This window comes from Inquilinus ginsengisoli (genome assembly GCF_031453975.1).
Taxonomy (GTDB): Bacteria; Pseudomonadota; Alphaproteobacteria; order DSM-16000; family Inquilinaceae; genus Inquilinus; species Inquilinus ginsengisoli_A.
This window is the reverse complement of sequence record NZ_JAVDPW010000005.1, coordinates 1-15841: the sequence shown is the minus strand read 5'-3', so window position 1 is coordinate 15841 and position 15841 is coordinate 1. Positions and strand designations below refer to the sequence as shown.

The following is a 15841-nucleotide window of genomic DNA, read 5'->3' as shown; positions in this document are numbered from 1 at the left end:
CCTTTTTCATAGGCGCGACGGCGAAGGGGGTGGCGTCCCCCCGGGCGTTGGCGAAACAATTGTTCCCGCCGCGACCAAGCTTCGCTTGCGTTGGGTCGGGGGTGGCCCTCATAGTGCATATAGTGTGATTCGCAGGCGCGACGCCGAGCGCTGGTATATCGACCATCCCGCCCTTGTCGCCCGCGCAAGAAACGAACGGGTGTCTAAGCATGGACTGGGACAAGCTGCGCGTTTTCCACGCCGTCGCTGACGCGGGCAGCTTCACCCATGCCGGCGAGAAGCTGAACCTCAGCCAATCGGCGGTCAGCCGCCAGATCAGCGCCCTCGAGGAGAGCCTCAAGGTTCCGCTGTTCCACCGGCATGCGCGCGGCCTGATCCTGACCGAGCAGGGGGAACTGCTGTTCCGCACCGCGCGGGAGGTCTTCGCCAAGCTGTCGATGACCGAAGCGCAGCTGAGCGAGAGCAAGGACCATGCGCGCGGGCCGCTGAAGATCACCACCACCGTCGCCTTCGGCTCGACCTGGCTGACGCCGCGGGTGCGCGAGTTCCTGACCGCCTTCCCGGACATCGACCTGTCGGTGCTGATCGACGACGAGGAGCTGGATTTGGGCATGCGCGAGGCCGACGTGGCCATCCGCATGACCCCGCCGCGCCAGCCGGACCTGATCCAACGCCACCTGATGACCGTGAAGATCCACATCTTCGGGTCGGTCGACTATCTCAAGCGCAACGGCATCCCGCAGACGCTGGATGACCTGAACAAGCACTCGATCATCATCTATGGCGAGGATGCGCGCGGCCCGATCGCCGACATCAACTGGCTGGCCCATGTCGGCAGCCCGCCGCAGGGCGGCCGCCGGATCGCGCTCAGGGTGAACAACCAGTACGCGATCTACCGCGCCGTGCGCAGCGGCCTGGGCCTTGCCGCCCTGCCCGACTTCATGGTCGACCCGACCCTGAACGTGGTGCGGGTGCTGCCGGAGGTTACCGGGCCGACCACCGAGGCCTATTTCGTCTATGCCGAGGAGCTGCGTCACTCCAAGCGCATCTCGGTGTTCCGCGACTTCCTCGTCCGCAAGGTCGCCGAAAGCAAGTTCTGACCCCTGCCGCCCGGCTGCGTCGCGAGGCCTGCAAGCCGCGCATAGGCAGCCGCGCGCGTTTTCCTAGGCCCTTGGGATGAGAAAAAGACGGCAAACGCCTGAAATCTGTGCAAAACCCCACGGATAAATGGCGGATTTGCTGGGGTCTGCGCCGCCCAGAACGAGCTATGCAAAGCGCGCATAAAAGCATTGGTAGAAACTGGTTACCAATCGCTCACAGAATGCCTATCTTAGGAGCGTTCGTGCTGCAGCGCAGCAAGAACAAGGGTCCGGCTCTGCCGGCTCCTTGCGTCTCCCAGACGTGAAGCCTCCCTGTTTGACTCGGGCCGGAACATGTTTCCGGCCCTTTTTTTGTGCAGAATCCGGAAACACCTGCAGACGGCATGCCGGTGCCGCATGCCGCCCGCCGAAACCGCCCCGGCCGCGGGGGCTGGACCTCAGGTGTACAGGCGCTCGCTTTCCAGCCCCTTGTAGAGGTCGGCGACATATTCGCCGTAGCCGTTGTAGAGCAGGGTCGGCACCCGGTCGCCGGTGCCCAGCACCCGCTCCATCGCCTGGCTCCAGCGCGGGTGTGGCACCTGGGGGTTCACATTCGCCCAGAAGCCGTACTCGCTGCTCTGCAGCTGCTCCCAGAAGCTCACCGGCCGCTCGTCGGTGAAGCTGATGCGGATGATGCTCTTGATCGATTTGAAGCCGTATTTCCAGGGAGTCACCAGCCGCAGCGGCGCGCCGTCCTGCTTCGCCACCGGCTTGCCGTAGAGGCCGGTGACCATGAAGGCCAGCTCGTTGGTGGCCTCGGCCATGGTCAGGCCCTCGACATAGGGCCAGGGGTAGAACGTCTGGGCGAAACCGGGCGCCGTGTCGTTCTGGAAGGTTTCCATGCGCACATACTTTGCCGAGCCGGTCGGCTTGGCGTAGTCGATCAGCGCCTTCAGCGGGAAACCGGTCCACGGCACCGCCATCGACCAGGCCTCGACGCAGCGGTGGCGGTACAGCCGCTCCTCCAGCGGCATGGCGCGGATCAAGGTGTCGATGTCGACCTCCCGCTCCTGCTCGACCATGCCCTCGAACTTCACCGTCCAGGGCCGGATCTGCAGCGCCTGCGCCGCCTCCCAGATGTCCTTGTCCGAGCCGAACTCGTAGAAGTTGTTGTAGGTGGTGACGTCCTTCTCCGGCGTCAGCGCGCGGTCGAGCGTGTAGCGCGGGTTCTGCTTGGCCGGATAGAGGTCCGCGGTCGGGTCCGGCGCGTCGGCGGCAAGGGCCGGATGCGGCCTCATTACCGCGGTCGTTGCCAGCCCGGTGGTGGCCAGCAGCCCGGCGCCGAAGCCCATCGCCTGCAGCAGGCGCCGCCGGTCGAGATAGACCGCTTCCGGCGTCGTCTGGCTCTCCGGCAACCGCCAGCCTGGATTGCGCTTGATCAACATCGGCATGCTTCCTTCCACCGGTCCTGAGCGACGAGACCGCATGGTCTCACCATCTAGTTCGCAGCAGGAGGGGCCGTTGTTACCGCCGCCCCTCGACATAGGGCGCCAGGACGCCCAGCAAAGCCGCATGCGCCGGGGTCGGGACGCCGGCCGCGGCGCCCAGCCGCACCACCGCGCCGGACAGCCAGGGCAGTTCCAGCCGCCCGCCGGCCTCGAGATCCTGCTGCATCGAACTCCGCGTCACCTCCGGCAGCCCGTCGACGGTCGCCATGGTGCGCTCGGCGAGGTCCGCGGCCAGCGCCACGCCGCGCGCCCGGCCGACGGCCACGATCTCGGCGAAGGCGGCGGCCAGCAGCGCCCGGGTCTCGGGCACCGCCCGCATCACCCCGATCGGCTGGCGTGTCGCCGACCCGACGCCGGCCACCGACGCCAGGAAGGTCAGCTTCTCCCACAGCACCGCCTCGATCCGGTCGCTGGCGCCGCCCTTGATGCCGGCGGCACGGCACAACGCGTCGAGCGCCCGGACCGTCTCGCCGGCGCTGCCATTGCGATGGCCGAAGGCCAGGCTGCGCATCGTCCCGGTCTGGCGGATCACGCCGGGCGCCTCGATCCGCGCGGAGACATAGGCGACGCCGCCCAGCACCTCCGGCCCCGGCAGGGCGGCGGCGATGATGTCGGCGGCCTCGACCCCGTTCTGCAGCGGCAGCACCAGCGTGGCCGGCCCGATCAGCGGCCGGATCGCGGCGGCCGCCGCGGCGAGGTCCCACAGCTTGACGGTGAGGATGACGAGATCGACCGGGCCGATCGCGGCTGGGTCGTCGACCGCGGTCACCGCGCCCGTCGACAGGGTCGCGCCGGCCTGGTCGCGGATGGTCAGGCCCCGGGTCTGCAGCGCCTGGAGATGCGCCCCGCGGGCGACGAAGGCGACCTCCGCCCCCGCCTGCTGCAGCGCCGCACCGAACACGGCCCCGACGCCCCCGGCCCCGATGATCGCGATGCGCATGGTCGATCTCTCCTGCCGTCGGCCGGGTTCGCCTCGGCGCACCCGACCGACAGGACTTGATGCTACCGCAGCGCGGCGCTGGCGCGTTGGATGCGGATGCAGGCCTCGTGCAGCGACTCGGTGGCGGTGGCGTAGGAGATGCGGAAGAACGGCGCCAGCCCGAAGGCCGAGCCCTGCACCACCGCCACGCCCTCGGATTCCAGGAGGTATGTGACGAAATCTTCGTCGGTCTCGATCACCTTGCCGTCCGGGGTCTGCTTGCCGATGGTGCCGGCGCAGGACGGGAAGACGTAGAACGCGCCCTCCGGCCGGTGGCAGGTGATGCCGGAGGCCTGGTTCAGCATCGACACCACCAGGTCGCGGCGCTGCTTGAACACCTCGTTGTGGCGCGGGATGAAATCCTGCGGGCCGTTCAGCGCCTCGACCGCCGCCGCCTGGCTGATCGAGGACGGGTTCGAGGTCGACTGGCTCTGCACCTTGGCGATGGCCTTGATCAGGTCCGGCCGGCCGGCGGCGTAGCCGATGCGCCAGCCGGTCATGCAATAGGCCTTGGACACGCCGTTCAGGGTCAGGGTGCGGTCGTACAGCTTGGGCTCGACCTGGGCCGGGGTGACGAAGGTGAAGCCGTCATAGACCAGGTGCTCGTACATGTCGTCGGTCAGCACATGCACATGCGGGTGGCGCAGCAGCACGTCGGTCAGCGCCTTCATCTCGGCGAAGCTGTAGGCCGAGCCGGTCGGGTTCGACGGCGAGTTCAGGATCAGCCACTTGGTCTTCGGCGTGATCGCGGCCTCGAGGTCGGCCGGCTGCAGCTTGAAGCTCTTCTCCGGCGGGCAGGTCACCGGCACCGGGGTGCCGCCGCACAGCAGCACCATGTCGGGATAGCTGACCCAGTAGGGCGCCGGGATCACCACCTCGTCGCCCGGGTTCAGCGTCGCCAGCAGCGCGTTGTACAGCACCTGCTTGCCGCCGGTGCCGACGGTGATCTGACTGGTCTCGTATGTCAGGCCGTTCTCGCGCAGGAACTTGGCGGCGATCGCCTTCTTCAGCTCCGGCGTACCGTCGACCGCGGTGTATTTGGTCTTGCCGGACTGGATCGCGGCGATCGCAGCCTGCTTGATGTTGTCGGGCGTGTCGAAATCCGGCTCACCGGCGCCGAGGCCGATGACGTCGCGGCCGGCCGCCTTCAGCTCGGCCGCCTTGGTGGTGACGGCGATGGTCGGCGACGGCTTGACGCGGGCGAGCGAGGCGGCGAGGAAGGCCATGGTTCCGGATCCCGGGAAATGAGGAAAGCCGGCGACGGTAGCCCCGCCCTGCCCCCGCCGACAAGCCGCCAGCCCTGCGAAAATTCGTCACCGCGCCCGCGCCGGGCGCGGAGGGGCTCCGCCCTACCCCTTCACCGCGCCCGAGGTCAGGCCGGAGATCAGCTGGCGCGAGAAGAAGGCGTAGAGCACCAGCACCGGGATGATCGCCAGGGTCAGCGAGGCCAGCACCGCGTTCCAGTCGGTGACGTACTGGCCGACGAATTGCTGCACCCCGAGGGTGATGGTCCGGGCGCCTTCGCTCGGCGCCAGGATCAGCGGGAACCACAAATCGTTCCAGATCGGCACCATGGTGAAGACGGCGACGGTCGCCAGCGCCGGCCGCACCAGCGGCAGGATGATCCGGAAGAAGATGCGGTATTCGCCAACCCCGTCGCAGCGCGCCGAATCCTTCAGCTCGGACGGGATCTGGCGCATGAACTCCGACAGGATGAAGATCGACAGCGGCAGGCCCATGGCGGTGTAGACCAGGATCAGCGACCACACCGTGTCGTTGAGGCCGAGCCACACCACCAGCTGCAGGATCGAGACGGTACCCAGCCGGATCGGGATCATGATGCCGATGGCGAGGTAGACCGCCAGCGTGGCGCTGCCGCGGAAGCTGTATTCCGACAGCGCCCAGGCGGCCATGGCGCCGAGGAACACCACCAGGAACAGCGTCACCAGCGTCACGGTCAGGCTGTTGCCGAAATAGAGCCCGAAATTCGACCGGGTCAGCACCGTGTCGAAGCCGATCAGGCTGAAGCTGTCCGCGGTCGGCGGCATCAGCGGCTGGCTGAAGATCGCCTTGCGCGACTTGAAGGCGTTGAACAGCACCAGCACGATCGGGAACAGCGCGATGATGGTGTAGCCGAGCAGCACCGCATGGATCGCGGCGGCCGAGACGGGGGAAGTGCGGTTGGCCATGGGTCAGAGCTCGTAGCGCTGCAGCCGGCGCTGCACGATGTAGAAGTAGGTCATCACGCCGGCCAGGATGATCCCGAACATCACCGTCGCCACCGCGGCGCCCATGGTCGGGTCGCCCAGCTGCAGCTGGAAGCCGAAGAAGGTGCGGTAGAAGAAGGTGCCGAGGATGTCGGTCGCGAAGTTCGGCCCGGCCAGCGCGCCCTGGGCGACGTAGATCAGGTCGAAGGCGTTGAAGTTGCCGACAAAGGTCAGGATCGAGACCATGCCGATGGTCGGCCAGATCAGCGGCAGCTTGATGCGCCAGAAGATCGTCATCTGGCTGGCGCCGTCGACCCGCGCCGCTTCGGTCAGGCTCTCCGGGATGTTCAGCAGCGCGGCGTAGGTCAGCAGCAGCGGCATGCCGACCCATTGCCACACCGACACCAGCGCCAGGGTGAGCAGCGCGCTCTGCTCCTGCCCCAGCCAGGGGGCGAAGAGCGAGCCCAGGCCCACCGTGCCGAGCATCGACTTGGCGACGCCCCAGGTCGGCGACAGGATCAGCTTCCAGATGAAGCCGATGATCACCACCGACAGCAGCGTCGGGGTGAACATCAGCGTCCGGTACGTGTTGGTGAAGCGCAGCCGCGGCAGCGACAGCAGGGCCGCCAGCCCGATCGCGATCGGGTTCTGCACCAGCATGTGCACGGCGAAGAACAGGAAATTGTTGAGCAGCGCGTTCCAGAACCGGTCGGCCCATTGCGGGTCGAAGAACAGCGCCGCGTAGTTGGCCAGCCCGGCGTAGTGCCGCACCCCGCTCTCATCTTGCACGAACAGGCTGAGCCGGATGCTGTCGAGCAGCGGGTACACCATGAATATAGTGTAGATCAGCGACGCGGGCGCCAGGAAGACGACGATGTGCCAGGGGAAGCGGCCCCGGCGGCCCGCGATCTGGGCGCGGGGAATGACGACGGTCTGGGTGCTGGCCATGGGAACAGTCTATGGGAAAGCGGGCGATCCGACAGCATGATCGGCGGCCCGGATAAGCGCCAGGGCGCAGCCCGGAAAACCCGGACCGCGCCCTGCGCCGGTGGTCAGCCTACTTGGCCGGCTTGTACCAGGAGTCGAGGCCCTTCTGGACCTGCTCGGCCGCCTGCTGCGGCGTCAGCGTGCCGTTCAGCACCTGGGCGGAGACGTTCCACAGCTCGTTCTCCAGGTTCGGCGTGCCGCGCGACAGGATCTGGTACGAGTTGCGGATCGACGGCTCGCACAGCTTGCGCCAGCTGACGAACTCCGCCGCCACCGGGTCCTTGATGGTGACCGGGTGGTTCGACAGCGAGAAGAAGCCCGGCAGGGCGTTGGAGTAGATGTCGGCGAATTCGGCCGTCGCCACCCATTCCAGGAACGCCTTGGTCGCTTCCGGATTCTTGGTCTTGGCGTTCATGCCGAGCGCGATGTCGGTGTGATCGCTGATGTAGCACTTGTCGCCGGCCTTCTCGACCGGCGGCGGGAACGCGCCCATCTTGAAGTCGGCCTGGGCGTTGAAGGCGGCGATGTCCCAGGACCCGGCCGGGTAGATCGCGGCGCGGCCGAGGGTGAACAGGTTCTGGCTGTCCGGATAGGCCTGGGCCTGGTAGCCGTCCGGCAGGTACGGACGCCACTTCGCCAGTTCCTCGAACGCCTCGACATAGGGCTTGTCGGTGAACTTCTGGGTGCCGGCGATCAGCGCCTTGCGGCCTTCCTCGCCCTTCCACAGGTTCGGACCGATGTTCTGGAAGCCCATGGTCGCGGCCTCCCACTGGTCCTTGGTGCCGATGTCGAGCGGCGCGACCTCGCCCTTGGCCTTGATCTTGTCGAGCAGGGCGAAGAACTCGGCCTCGGTCTTCGGAACGGTCAGGCCTTCGGCCGCGAAGATGTCCTTGTTGTAGAGGTAGCCGTGGATGACCGAGGCCATCGGCACGCAGAACAGCGTCTTGGCGTCATCGGTGATCCAGGCGCTCTTGGCCACGTCGGAGAAGGTGTCCATGCCCTTCAGGTCGGTGACCGGGGCCAGGTAGCCCTTCTGGAACAGCGCCAGCGAGGCGTCGAACGGCCGGCAGGTGATCAGGTCGCCGGCGGTGCCGCCGTCGAGCTTGGCGTTGAGCGCGGCGTTGTATTCGGTCGGCGTCGAGGGCGCGAACACCACCTTGATCCCGGGATGGGTCTTCTCGAAGGCCGGGATGATGGTGTCCTGCCAGATCTTCAGGTCGTCGTTGCGCCAGCTTTCGATCGTCAGCGTGACGTCGGCGGCCACCGCCTGGCCCGCGAGGGCGACGAGCGCCGCCCCGGCCAGGAACGCGCCGCGGATAAATGAATAAGACATATGAACCTGCCTCCTCTGTTCGGCGTTTCGCCGTGCACACGGGCGGCGGGACGGCCCCGCGGCGCCCGGTATCCCTATTGTCGTTGGATCGCCGCCAGGGCGCGGCGCAGATCGCCGCCGGCCCCGGCCAGGCGCCGGCGCCCGTCCTCGGCGCTGTCGCCCGACGCCACCAGCGCCGCCAGCTTGACGTTGTTCCCCGCCGCCGCCAGCGCCGCCCGGGCCGCCGTCTCGTCGACCGGCACGATGGCGCGCAGCATGCGCACCGACCGGTCGTTCAGCTTGGCGTTGGTCGGCTGCATGTCGACCATCAGCCCGTCATAGACATGGCCCAGCCGGGTCATCACCAGCGTCGAGAACAGGTTCAGCACCACCTTCTGGGCGGTGCCGGCCTTCAGCCGGGTGGAACCGGCGATCGGCTCCTCCCCCGTCGCGGCCAGGATCACATGGGCGGCGTCGCCGAAGATCGGCGCGCCGGGATTGGAGGCGACGGCGATGGTCAGGGCGCCGGCGCGAGACGCGGCCTGCAGCACGGCGCGGGTGTAGGGGGTGCCGCCGCTGGCGGCGACGCCGACCACGACGTCATCGGCGCCCAGGCGCAGCGCCTCGGCCTCGGCCCGGCCGGCATCGGCGTCGTCCTCGGCGTTCTCGACCGACCGGGTCAGCGCCCCGGTGCCGCCGGCGATGAGGTATTCCAGGCGGTCATGCGGGTGGCCGAAGGTCGGGAACAGTTCGGACCCGTCCTGCGCCGCGATTCGGCCGGAAGCGCCGGCGCCGGCATAGACCAGCCGGCCGCCGCGCCCCAGCCGGGGCGCCGCATCGGCCGCCGCCGCCGCCAGGGCCGGCAGGGCCGGCCGCACCGCCGCCACCGCGGCGAGCTGGGATTCGAGCAGCGCGTCGAGGATCTCCGCATCCTCCCAGGTGTCGATGCCCCTGTAGCGGCGTGACGCGGTTTCGGTTCCCATGCGGTCCGTTCGGTGGCTGAGCGGTTGGACGTGAGTGGTCTAGACCACAGTCTTCCAGCTTTGCCTGCCGGGCGCAAGACCGGTCGTCATGCCGACGCCAGAACGGGGCTGCGCGGGCCTACCAGCTGAGCTTGAAGCCTGCCGAGATCCGGGCGCCGGGCTGCGCGGTGCCGAGGTCGATGAACGAGGCGTTGAGCTGCAGCGGCCCGAACAGGGTCTGCTCCACGCCGACGCTGCCGGTCAGCAGCCGGTCGGTGCTGGAGAACTGGCTGCCGAACAGCAGCGCGGTGGACCCCCAGGGCAGTTGCAGCCGGGTGCTGCGACCGATCTCCCAGTGCGTCACCGGCGCCTGCGGCCCGAGCAGCCCGTCCTGCATCACGGCATAGCGGTCTTCCACCGAGCCGGAGAGGCCGACCAGCGACCAGGCGCGGGACAGCACTGCCGCCACCTGCCCGGCGCCCTCCGCGGCCTGCGGGTCGAAGCTGGCCTCGACCCTGGCCGACTGCCAGAACGGCACGAACCAGGGCAGCCGCGACAGGGTGACGCTCGCCTCCGCCTTGCCGGCGGCGGTGCGCCGGGACGTCTCCAGCCGGTCCCAATGCGATGCGAATCCGGGATTGGGATCGGCCGGGATGTCGAAGGTGACGCCGGTCCGGGCGATGAAGCCCGGAACCTGCGACTGCAGCGCCGCCCCGACCGAGCCGGCGCCGCGGATGTCGCGCTGGCCGGTGACCACGCCGAAGTCGCGGTCGGACCAGGCGTGGGCGCCCGGTGTCGCCGCCAGGGCGGCGAGGACGGCAAGAGGCAGCAGAAAGGGGCGGCGGGACCGCGGCATCGGCGGGCTCACTCTCTCCGGGGAATGGCTGGTGCCCCTTGAGAGTAGTCATTCAGCCGCGCCTGCCAACCCCTTGAATTGTGACAATTTTCGCTTGGCTGCGCTGGGCCTGCTAGAATGTCAGCACCACCTTGCCAAAGTGCTGCGCCGATTCGAGGTGCCGCAGCGCCGTCGGCGCCTCGGTCCAGGCGAAGCCGCGGTCGATCACCGGCCGCAACCCGGTCGCCGCGACCGCCCGGTTCATCGCCTCGAAGCTGTCGCGCGACCCGACCGGGATGCCGCGGATCCGGGCCCGGCGGAACAGGATCTCCATCGGATTGATCTCGGTTGACTTGCCGCCGAGATAGCCGATGACGTTGATCTGGCCGCCGGTGCGGATCGCCGCCAGCGAGCGCGCGAAGGTGCCGGGGCCGCCGACCTCGATGACATGGTCGACACCGCGGCCGCCGGTCAGCTCGCGCACCGCGAGGTGCCAGTCCGGCGTGGTGCGGTAGTTCACCGTGCCGGTGGCGCCGAGCGCCCTTGCCTGCTCCAGCTTCGCGTCGCTGGACGAGGTGACGATGGCGCAGGCGCCGGCCGCGACCGCGAATTGCAGGGCGAAGATCGCGACCCCGCCGGTGCCCTGTACCAGCACCGTGTCGCCGGGCTTCAGCCCGCCCTCCGCGACCAGCGAGGTCCAGGCGGTCAGGGCGGCGCAGGGCAGCGTCGCCGCCTCGGCGTCGGTCAGGTGGTCCGGAACCCGGGTCACGCCCTCGGCGTCGAGCCGGACATATTCCGCCAGTACGCCGGGGCCCGGCCCGCCCAGCGGCACCGCCCGTTCGATGCCCTCGAAATCGCCGGCGATCCAGCCCTGCCAGAAGGTCGAGGCCACCCGGTCGCCGACCGCGACGCGGGTGACGCCCTCGCCGACCGCCACGACCTCGCCGACGCCGTCGGACAGCGGCACCATCGGCAGCGCAAATCCGGCGTGGTAGGTGCCGCGCACGATCTCCAGGTCGCGGTAGTTCAGGGACGCGGCGCGCATCCGCAGCACCACCTCGCCGCGCCGCGGCTCCGGCACCGGCCGCTCCACCAGCGCCAGCCGGTCGAGGCCCGAACCCTCTTCGATCACGAACGCCTTCATCTCATCTCTCCCGGAAGTGATCCCGCTGGAGAGATCGCCCGCCATCGGCTAGTCTTCAAATTCATTGTTTTCAGAAACTTCATGACGGATCGGCATGATGTTGGACGAGATGCGCGCCTTCGTGCTGCTGGCCGAGACCGGGTCGATCCAGCGGGTGGCGGAGCGGCTGCCGCTGACCCAGCCGGCCGTCACCCGGCAGATCCAGCGGCTGGAGCAGCATCTCGGCGTCACCCTGCTGGACCGGCGGGTGAAGCCGCCGCGGCTGACCCCGGCGGGACTCGCCGCGCTTGACCGCTGCCGCGCCATCCTGGCGGCGATGGAGGAGCTGAAGACCAGCGCCGGCAACGGCGCCGAACCGGAAGGGGCCCTGCGCCTGGGCGTCGGCGTGCTGCACGCCTTCGCCGAAGCCGATTTCGCGGCGCTGATGCGCGAGCTGCGCCAGCGCTATCCCCGGCTGTCGCTGCGGCTGATCGGCGGCCAGGCGGCGACGCTGCTGGCCGATTTGGACCGCGGCCGGCTGGACGCGGCGGTGGTGATGATGCAGAAGCACGCGGCCCCCTATCCCGGCCGCGTGGTGGGGCAGGAGCAGCTGGTGGTGGTCGGCGCCCGCAGCCTGACCCTGCCGCGCCGGCCGTCGCTGGCCGACCTCGCCGCCTGCGACTGGGTGGTCAGCCCCGGCGATTCCTGCGACGTCCGCACCCTGCTGGAAGCGATCTTCGCCCGCGAAGGGCTGACGCTGCGGATCTCGGCCGAGGTCCATGACGTGGCGATGCAGCAGGCGCTGATCCGCAGCGGCTTCGGCCTGGGCGTGCTGCCGTCGCGCCGCTACACCGCGCGCGACGAGCTGCGCCGCATCGACGTGCCGGGCTTCCGCTCCGACTTTACCGTCAGCGTAGTGCGGGCGCCGCATCTCGGCCGGCTGGACCGCGCGGTCGACCATCTCGAGGAGACGCTGCGGCAGAGGCTGGCGCCGGCGGTGGTGCCCCTGACCCAGGCGGGCTAGGTCACCCGGCCGGCGGCTTGGGCTGCTGCGGCGGCAGGCCGAAACGGCGGGTCGCAATGTCGATGATCCGGCGCGGCGGGTGGCGGATGTCGACCGTCACCACCCGCTCGTCCGGCCCCGGCGGCTCCAGCGTCTCGAACTGGCTGCGCAGCAGTGCCGGCGGCATGAAATGGCCCCGGCGGTTGGCGAGGCGTGTGGCGATCACCGCCTCGGACCCCGAGAGGTAGAGGAAGGCGACCTGCGGCCGGCCGGCGACCAGCCGGTCGCGATAGACCCGCTTGAGCGCGGAGCAGGCCAGCACCGCCGGCTGCCCTTCGGCCAGCCAGCGCGTGATCTGTTCCGCCATGGCGTCGAGCCAGGGCCAGCGATCCGCGTCGGTCAGCGGGTGGCCGGCCTTCATCTTCTCGATGTTGGCCGGCGGGTGGAAGCTGTCGGCATCGGCGAAGATGCCGCCCATGCGGCGCGCCAGCTGCTTGCCGATCGTGGTCTTGCCCGAGCCCGAGACGCCCATGACGATGGCCACGCCGGGCGGGATGGCGTGGCCGGAGCCCCGCGATTCGGGATCGGGCCTGTCGGCGGCCATGCCGCGTCTCCTCTCGTTTCGGTCCGGGTGCTGCGGTCCGGTCAGGCGAGCTTGACGACCTCGCCGGTGCGGAAGCTCTCATCCGCCGCCAGCACGATGCGCAGGCTGTCGATCGCCGCCTGCATCGAATCGGTCAGGTCGAGATCCTCGCGGATCGCGCGCAGGAACAGCTCCTGCTCGCGGTCGCACAGCTCCTGGTGGCCGGGTTCGTCCGCCATGGTGATCCAGCGGTCCTTCTCGACGAAATGGTTGTTCCCGTCGATCGCGGCGGAATGGACCTTCAGCGCGTTGGTCTTGGTGTGGCGGTCGATGTCGGCGGAATCGGAGATCGCGTCGGTCTTGGCCTCGCCCTGCCCGTCCTGCGGCACCACGATCGAGACGCTGCCCTTCGGCCCGACCACGTCCTTCACGAAATAGGCCACCTCGCTCATCATCGGGCCCCAGCCGGCCTCGTACCAGCCGACCGAGCCGTCGTCGAAGACGACATGGAGATGGCCGTAATTGTGGATCTCGACGGCGTCGGACAGGCGGGCGCCGATGCCGTGCACCCGCACCGGCCGGGCCCCGGTCATCTGGCACATCACGTCGACATAGTGGACGCCGCAATCGACGATCGGCGACAGCGACTGCAGCAGGTTCTGGTGCCAGGTCCAGGATGGGCCGGAGCTCTGCTGGTTCAAATTCATCCGCATCACCAGCGGCTTGCCCAGGGTCTTCGCCACCTCGATGAACTTCACCCAGGACGGGTGGACCCGCAGGATGTAGCCGATCACCAGCTTGCGGTTGGTTTCCTTCGCCCGGGCGACGATGCGCTCGGCATCCTCGACCGTGGTCGCGATCGGCTTTTCCATGAAGACATGGGCGCCGGCGTCCAGCGCCTTCAGCGCGAACTCCGCATGGGTGTCGGAATAGGTGTTGATCGACACCGCGTCCGGCCGGGTCTCGGCCAGGGCCGCGGCGTAGTCGGCGAAGCGCGGATAGTCCACCAGCTCTGCCGGCAGGTCGGCCTTGGCGATCGAGCGGGCGACCAGGCCGACGATCTCGAACCCGTCCAGCCGGTGATAGGCCAGGGCATGGGACAAGCCCATATGGCCGACCCCGACGACGAGGACGCGCACCGGATCGGTCATGGGGAAACTCCTGGTCGTGGGCCGAGGGGCCGGGCCGCGCGGAAGGGGCGGCCGGCGCGATCCGAATGTCGGTCAGCCGCCCCGCCGATGGCAAGAGGATTGGCGCCCATTAGGTCTGACATTATGGGTATTCCATCGCGGGGCAGGACCGCCCATCTGCAACGGGTCGGACTTCGCAAAGGATCCCGCGCCATGCCCCCATCGACCCTGACGATCACCCTGATCGGCGGCCCGACCGCCCTTGTCGAGATCGGCGGCCTGCGCCTGCTGACCGACCCGACCTTCGACCCGCCGGGCCTGTACCGGGAGACACCGGTCCGGTTCGAGAAGACCTCCGGCCCCGCCCTGTCGGTCCAGGAGATCGGAGCGCTGGACGCGGTGCTGCTGAGCCACGACCACCATCTGGACAATCTCGACAGCAGCGGGCGCGCCATGCTGCCGAGCGTCGGCACGACCTACACCACCCGCGCCGGGGCGGAACGACTGGGGGGCAATGCGCTGGGCCTCGCCCCGTTCGAAACCCAGGTGTTGGAGGGCAAGGATGCGGAGCGGCTGTTCGTCACCGCCGCCCCGGCGCGCCACGGCCCGGTTGGCATCGAGCCGATCTCCGGCGACGTCGTCGGCTTCCTGCTGGGCGTCCAGGAGCCCGGCGATGCGATCTACATCACCGGCGACACCGTCTGGTACGAGGGGATGGCCGAGGTGGCGCGCCGCTTCGCGCCCAAGGTGGTGATGCTGTTCACCGGTGCCGCGGAACCGCGGGGCCGGTTCCGCATGACCATGGGCAGCAATGACGCCCTGGAGGCGGCGGCCGCCTTCCCGCAGGCGGCCATCGTCGCCATCCACAACGAAGGCTGGTTCCATTTCAAGGAAAGCGCAGCAGACCTTGCCGCGTCCTTCGCCACGCTCGGCGTGGCGTCCCGGCTGACCGCCCTGGAACGGGGCCAGCCGGTGCGGTTCCCACTGTAGGGCCGCCTCAGCCGCGATTCAGCGTGCCGGCGTGGTGGCGGATGTGGTCGGCGATGAAGCTGGAGATGAAGTAGTAGCCGTGGTCGTAGCCGGCATGGCGGCGCAGGGTCAGGGGCTGGCCCCCGGCCTTGCAGGCCGCCTCCAGCAGATGCGGGTGCAGCTCGCGCGCCAGGAACTGGTCGGCCTCGCCCTGGTCGATCAGCAGCTCCGGGCAGCGGGCCCCCTGCTCCACCAGCGCGGTCGCGTCCCATTCCGCCCAGGCGGCCTGGTCGGGGCCGAGATAGTTGCCGAACGCCTTCTGCCCCCAGGGACATTGCGACGGCGCCGCGATCGGCGCGAAGGCCGACACCGACCGGTACAGGCCGGGGTTGCGCAGCGCCGCCACAAGCGCCCCGTGCCCGCCCATGGAATGGCCGAAGATGCCCATCGCCGAACGCCGCGCCGGGAAGTGCCGGCCGATCAGCTCCGGCAGCTCGCGCGTCACATAGGCGTGCATCCGGTAGCCGTCCCGCCACGGCGCCGCCGTCGCGTCGAGGTAGAAGCCGGCGCCCAGCCCGAAATCCCAGGACGCGTCGTCGCCGGGATACCTCCGGTCGCGCGGGCTGGTGTCCGGCGCCACCAGCATCAGCCCGAATTCGGCGGCATGGCCCAGGGCGCCGGCCTTGGTCATGAAGGTTTCTTCGGTGCAGGTCAGCCCCGCGAGGTAGACCAGCACCGGCACCGGGCGTTCGGCCGCCTGCGGCGGCACGAACACCGAGAACCGCATCTCGCCGCCGATCTCGGACGAGGCGTGGCTGTAGAAGCCGACCTCACCCTCGAAGGCGCGGTGCTTGCTGCGAAGGACGGGCGCGGTCATCAGAATTCGACCACGGTACGGATCGACTTGCCCTCATGCATCAGGTCGAAGCCTTCGTTGATCCGCTCCAGCGGCAGCTTGTGGGTGATCATCGCGTCGATCTCGATCTTGCCCGACATGTACCAGTCGACGATCTTCGGCACATCGGTCCGGCCCCGGGCGCCGCCGAAGGCCGAGCCCTTCCACACCCGTCCGGTCACCAGCTGGAACGGCCGCGTCGAAATCTCCTGCCCCGCCCCGGCCACGCCGATCACGATGCTCTGGCCCCAGCCGCGGTGGGACGCTTC

15 protein-coding genes and 1 pseudogene are annotated in these 15841 nt (G+C 69.1%); 3 read left to right on the top strand and 13 right to left on the bottom strand.

Annotated elements, in window-relative coordinates; genetic code table 11:
- Positions 1–209 precede the first annotated feature (209 nt).
- On the top strand, positions 210–1100 hold the full coding sequence (locus E9232_RS14535; protein ID WP_309794871.1) for a LysR family transcriptional regulator: 891 nt from the start codon (positions 210–212) through the stop codon (positions 1098–1100).
- A gap of 437 nt (positions 1101–1537) precedes the next feature.
- Here E9232_RS14535 and msrP read toward each other — a convergent pair whose 3' ends face one another.
- From msrP to E9232_RS14490, 9 genes are all read right to left on the bottom strand, one after another.
- On the bottom strand, positions 1538–2530 hold the full coding sequence (msrP, locus tag E9232_RS14530) for a protein-methionine-sulfoxide reductase catalytic subunit MsrP (protein ID WP_441725474.1): 993 nt from the start codon (positions 2528–2530) through the stop codon (positions 1538–1540).
- Positions 2531–2603: 73 nt separating this feature from the next.
- Entirely contained in the window at positions 2604–3527 is a 924-nt protein-coding gene (locus E9232_RS14525; RefSeq protein WP_309794870.1) for a ketopantoate reductase family protein, read from the bottom strand.
- Positions 3528–3589: 62 nt separating this feature from the next.
- Positions 3590–4792, bottom strand: coding sequence for a pyridoxal phosphate-dependent aminotransferase (locus E9232_RS14520; RefSeq protein WP_309794869.1), 1203 nt, complete (start codon positions 4790–4792; stop codon positions 3590–3592).
- Positions 4793–4915: 123 nt separating this feature from the next.
- The gene (locus tag E9232_RS14515; RefSeq protein ID WP_309794868.1) at positions 4916–5755 is read right to left on the bottom strand and encodes a carbohydrate ABC transporter permease; all 840 of its coding nucleotides are present in this window, start codon (positions 5753–5755) and stop codon (positions 4916–4918) included.
- 3 nt (positions 5756–5758) lie between these two features.
- The gene (locus E9232_RS14510) at positions 5759–6721 is read right to left on the bottom strand and encodes a carbohydrate ABC transporter permease (protein ID WP_309794867.1); all 963 of its coding nucleotides are present in this window, start codon (positions 6719–6721) and stop codon (positions 5759–5761) included.
- A 109-nt stretch (positions 6722–6830) separates the two neighbouring features.
- A complete protein-coding gene (locus E9232_RS14505) occupies positions 6831–8093 on the bottom strand; it encodes an ABC transporter substrate-binding protein (RefSeq protein WP_309794866.1) in 1263 nt (420 codons plus the stop codon).
- A gap of 74 nt (positions 8094–8167) precedes the next feature.
- Entirely contained in the window at positions 8168–9055 is an 888-nt protein-coding gene (locus tag E9232_RS14500) for an N-acetylmuramic acid 6-phosphate etherase (protein WP_309794865.1), read from the bottom strand.
- A gap of 118 nt (positions 9056–9173) precedes the next feature.
- Positions 9174–9890, bottom strand: coding sequence for a hypothetical protein (locus E9232_RS14495; RefSeq protein WP_309794864.1), 717 nt, complete (start codon positions 9888–9890; stop codon positions 9174–9176).
- Positions 9891–10002: 112 nt separating this feature from the next.
- Complete coding sequence (locus tag E9232_RS14490) at positions 10003–11013, bottom strand: zinc-dependent alcohol dehydrogenase family protein (protein WP_309794863.1); 1011 nt, start codon at positions 11011–11013, stop codon at positions 10003–10005.
- Between the two features lie 94 nt (positions 11014–11107).
- Here E9232_RS14490 and E9232_RS14485 point away from each other — a divergent pair, with 94 nt between their 5' ends.
- A complete protein-coding gene (locus tag E9232_RS14485; RefSeq protein WP_309794862.1) occupies positions 11108–12016 on the top strand; it encodes a LysR family transcriptional regulator in 909 nt (302 codons plus the stop codon).
- Between the two features lies 1 nt (position 12017).
- Here E9232_RS14485 and E9232_RS14480 read toward each other — a convergent pair whose 3' ends face one another.
- Both E9232_RS14480 and E9232_RS14475 read right to left on the bottom strand, forming a co-directional pair.
- Entirely contained in the window at positions 12018–12599 is a 582-nt protein-coding gene (locus E9232_RS14480) for a gluconokinase (RefSeq protein ID WP_309794861.1), read from the bottom strand.
- Between the two features lie 41 nt (positions 12600–12640).
- Positions 12641–13729: a Gfo/Idh/MocA family protein gene (locus tag E9232_RS14475; protein ID WP_309794860.1), complete on the bottom strand. Its 1089-nt coding sequence runs from the start codon at positions 13727–13729 to the stop codon at positions 12641–12643.
- A 192-nt stretch (positions 13730–13921) separates the two neighbouring features.
- Here E9232_RS14475 and E9232_RS14470 point away from each other — a divergent pair, with 192 nt between their 5' ends.
- Positions 13922–14698: an MBL fold metallo-hydrolase gene (locus E9232_RS14470; protein ID WP_309794859.1), complete on the top strand. Its 777-nt coding sequence runs from the start codon at positions 13922–13924 to the stop codon at positions 14696–14698.
- Between the two features lie 7 nt (positions 14699–14705).
- Here the strand turns inward: E9232_RS14470 and fghA are convergent, their stop codons facing one another.
- Both fghA and E9232_RS14460 read right to left on the bottom strand, forming a co-directional pair.
- Positions 14706–15554: an S-formylglutathione hydrolase gene (fghA, locus tag E9232_RS14465; RefSeq protein ID WP_309794858.1), complete on the bottom strand. Its 849-nt coding sequence runs from the start codon at positions 15552–15554 to the stop codon at positions 14706–14708.
- Positions 15554–15841 (bottom strand): annotated as a pseudogene (locus E9232_RS14460) (S-(hydroxymethyl)glutathione dehydrogenase); the annotation flags it as partial. The pseudogene E9232_RS14460 and the gene fghA, both read right to left, overlap by 1 nt.

Excerpts from the sequence above, each read along its gene's own strand:
- E9232_RS14535 (WP_309794871.1), top strand. The coding sequence starts at position 210 with ATGGACTGGGACAAGCTGCGCGTTTTCCACGCCGTCGCTGACGCGGGC.
- msrP (WP_441725474.1), bottom strand. The coding sequence starts at position 2,530 with ATGCCGATGTTGATCAAGCGCAATCCAGGCTGGCGGTTGCCGGAGAGC.
- E9232_RS14525 (WP_309794870.1), bottom strand. The coding sequence starts at position 3,527 with ATGCGCATCGCGATCATCGGGGCCGGGGGCGTCGGGGCCGTGTTCGGT.
- E9232_RS14520 (WP_309794869.1), bottom strand. The coding sequence starts at position 4,792 with ATGGCCTTCCTCGCCGCCTCGCTCGCCCGCGTCAAGCCGTCGCCGACC.
- E9232_RS14515 (WP_309794868.1), bottom strand. The coding sequence starts at position 5,755 with ATGGCCAACCGCACTTCCCCCGTCTCGGCCGCCGCGATCCATGCGGTG.
- E9232_RS14510 (WP_309794867.1), bottom strand. The coding sequence starts at position 6,721 with ATGGCCAGCACCCAGACCGTCGTCATTCCCCGCGCCCAGATCGCGGGC.
- E9232_RS14505 (WP_309794866.1), bottom strand. The coding sequence starts at position 8,093 with ATGTCTTATTCATTTATCCGCGGCGCGTTCCTGGCCGGGGCGGCGCTC.
- E9232_RS14500 (WP_309794865.1), bottom strand. The coding sequence starts at position 9,055 with ATGGGAACCGAAACCGCGTCACGCCGCTACAGGGGCATCGACACCTGG.
- E9232_RS14495 (WP_309794864.1), bottom strand. The coding sequence starts at position 9,890 with ATGCCGCGGTCCCGCCGCCCCTTTCTGCTGCCTCTTGCCGTCCTCGCC.
- E9232_RS14490 (WP_309794863.1), bottom strand. The coding sequence starts at position 11,013 with ATGAAGGCGTTCGTGATCGAAGAGGGTTCGGGCCTCGACCGGCTGGCG.
- E9232_RS14485 (WP_309794862.1), top strand. The coding sequence starts at position 11,108 with ATGATGTTGGACGAGATGCGCGCCTTCGTGCTGCTGGCCGAGACCGGG.
- E9232_RS14480 (WP_309794861.1), bottom strand. The coding sequence starts at position 12,599 with ATGGCCGCCGACAGGCCCGATCCCGAATCGCGGGGCTCCGGCCACGCC.
- E9232_RS14475 (WP_309794860.1), bottom strand. The coding sequence starts at position 13,729 with ATGACCGATCCGGTGCGCGTCCTCGTCGTCGGGGTCGGCCATATGGGC.
- E9232_RS14470 (WP_309794859.1), top strand. The coding sequence starts at position 13,922 with ATGCCCCCATCGACCCTGACGATCACCCTGATCGGCGGCCCGACCGCC.
- fghA (WP_309794858.1), bottom strand. The coding sequence starts at position 15,554 with ATGACCGCGCCCGTCCTTCGCAGCAAGCACCGCGCCTTCGAGGGTGAG.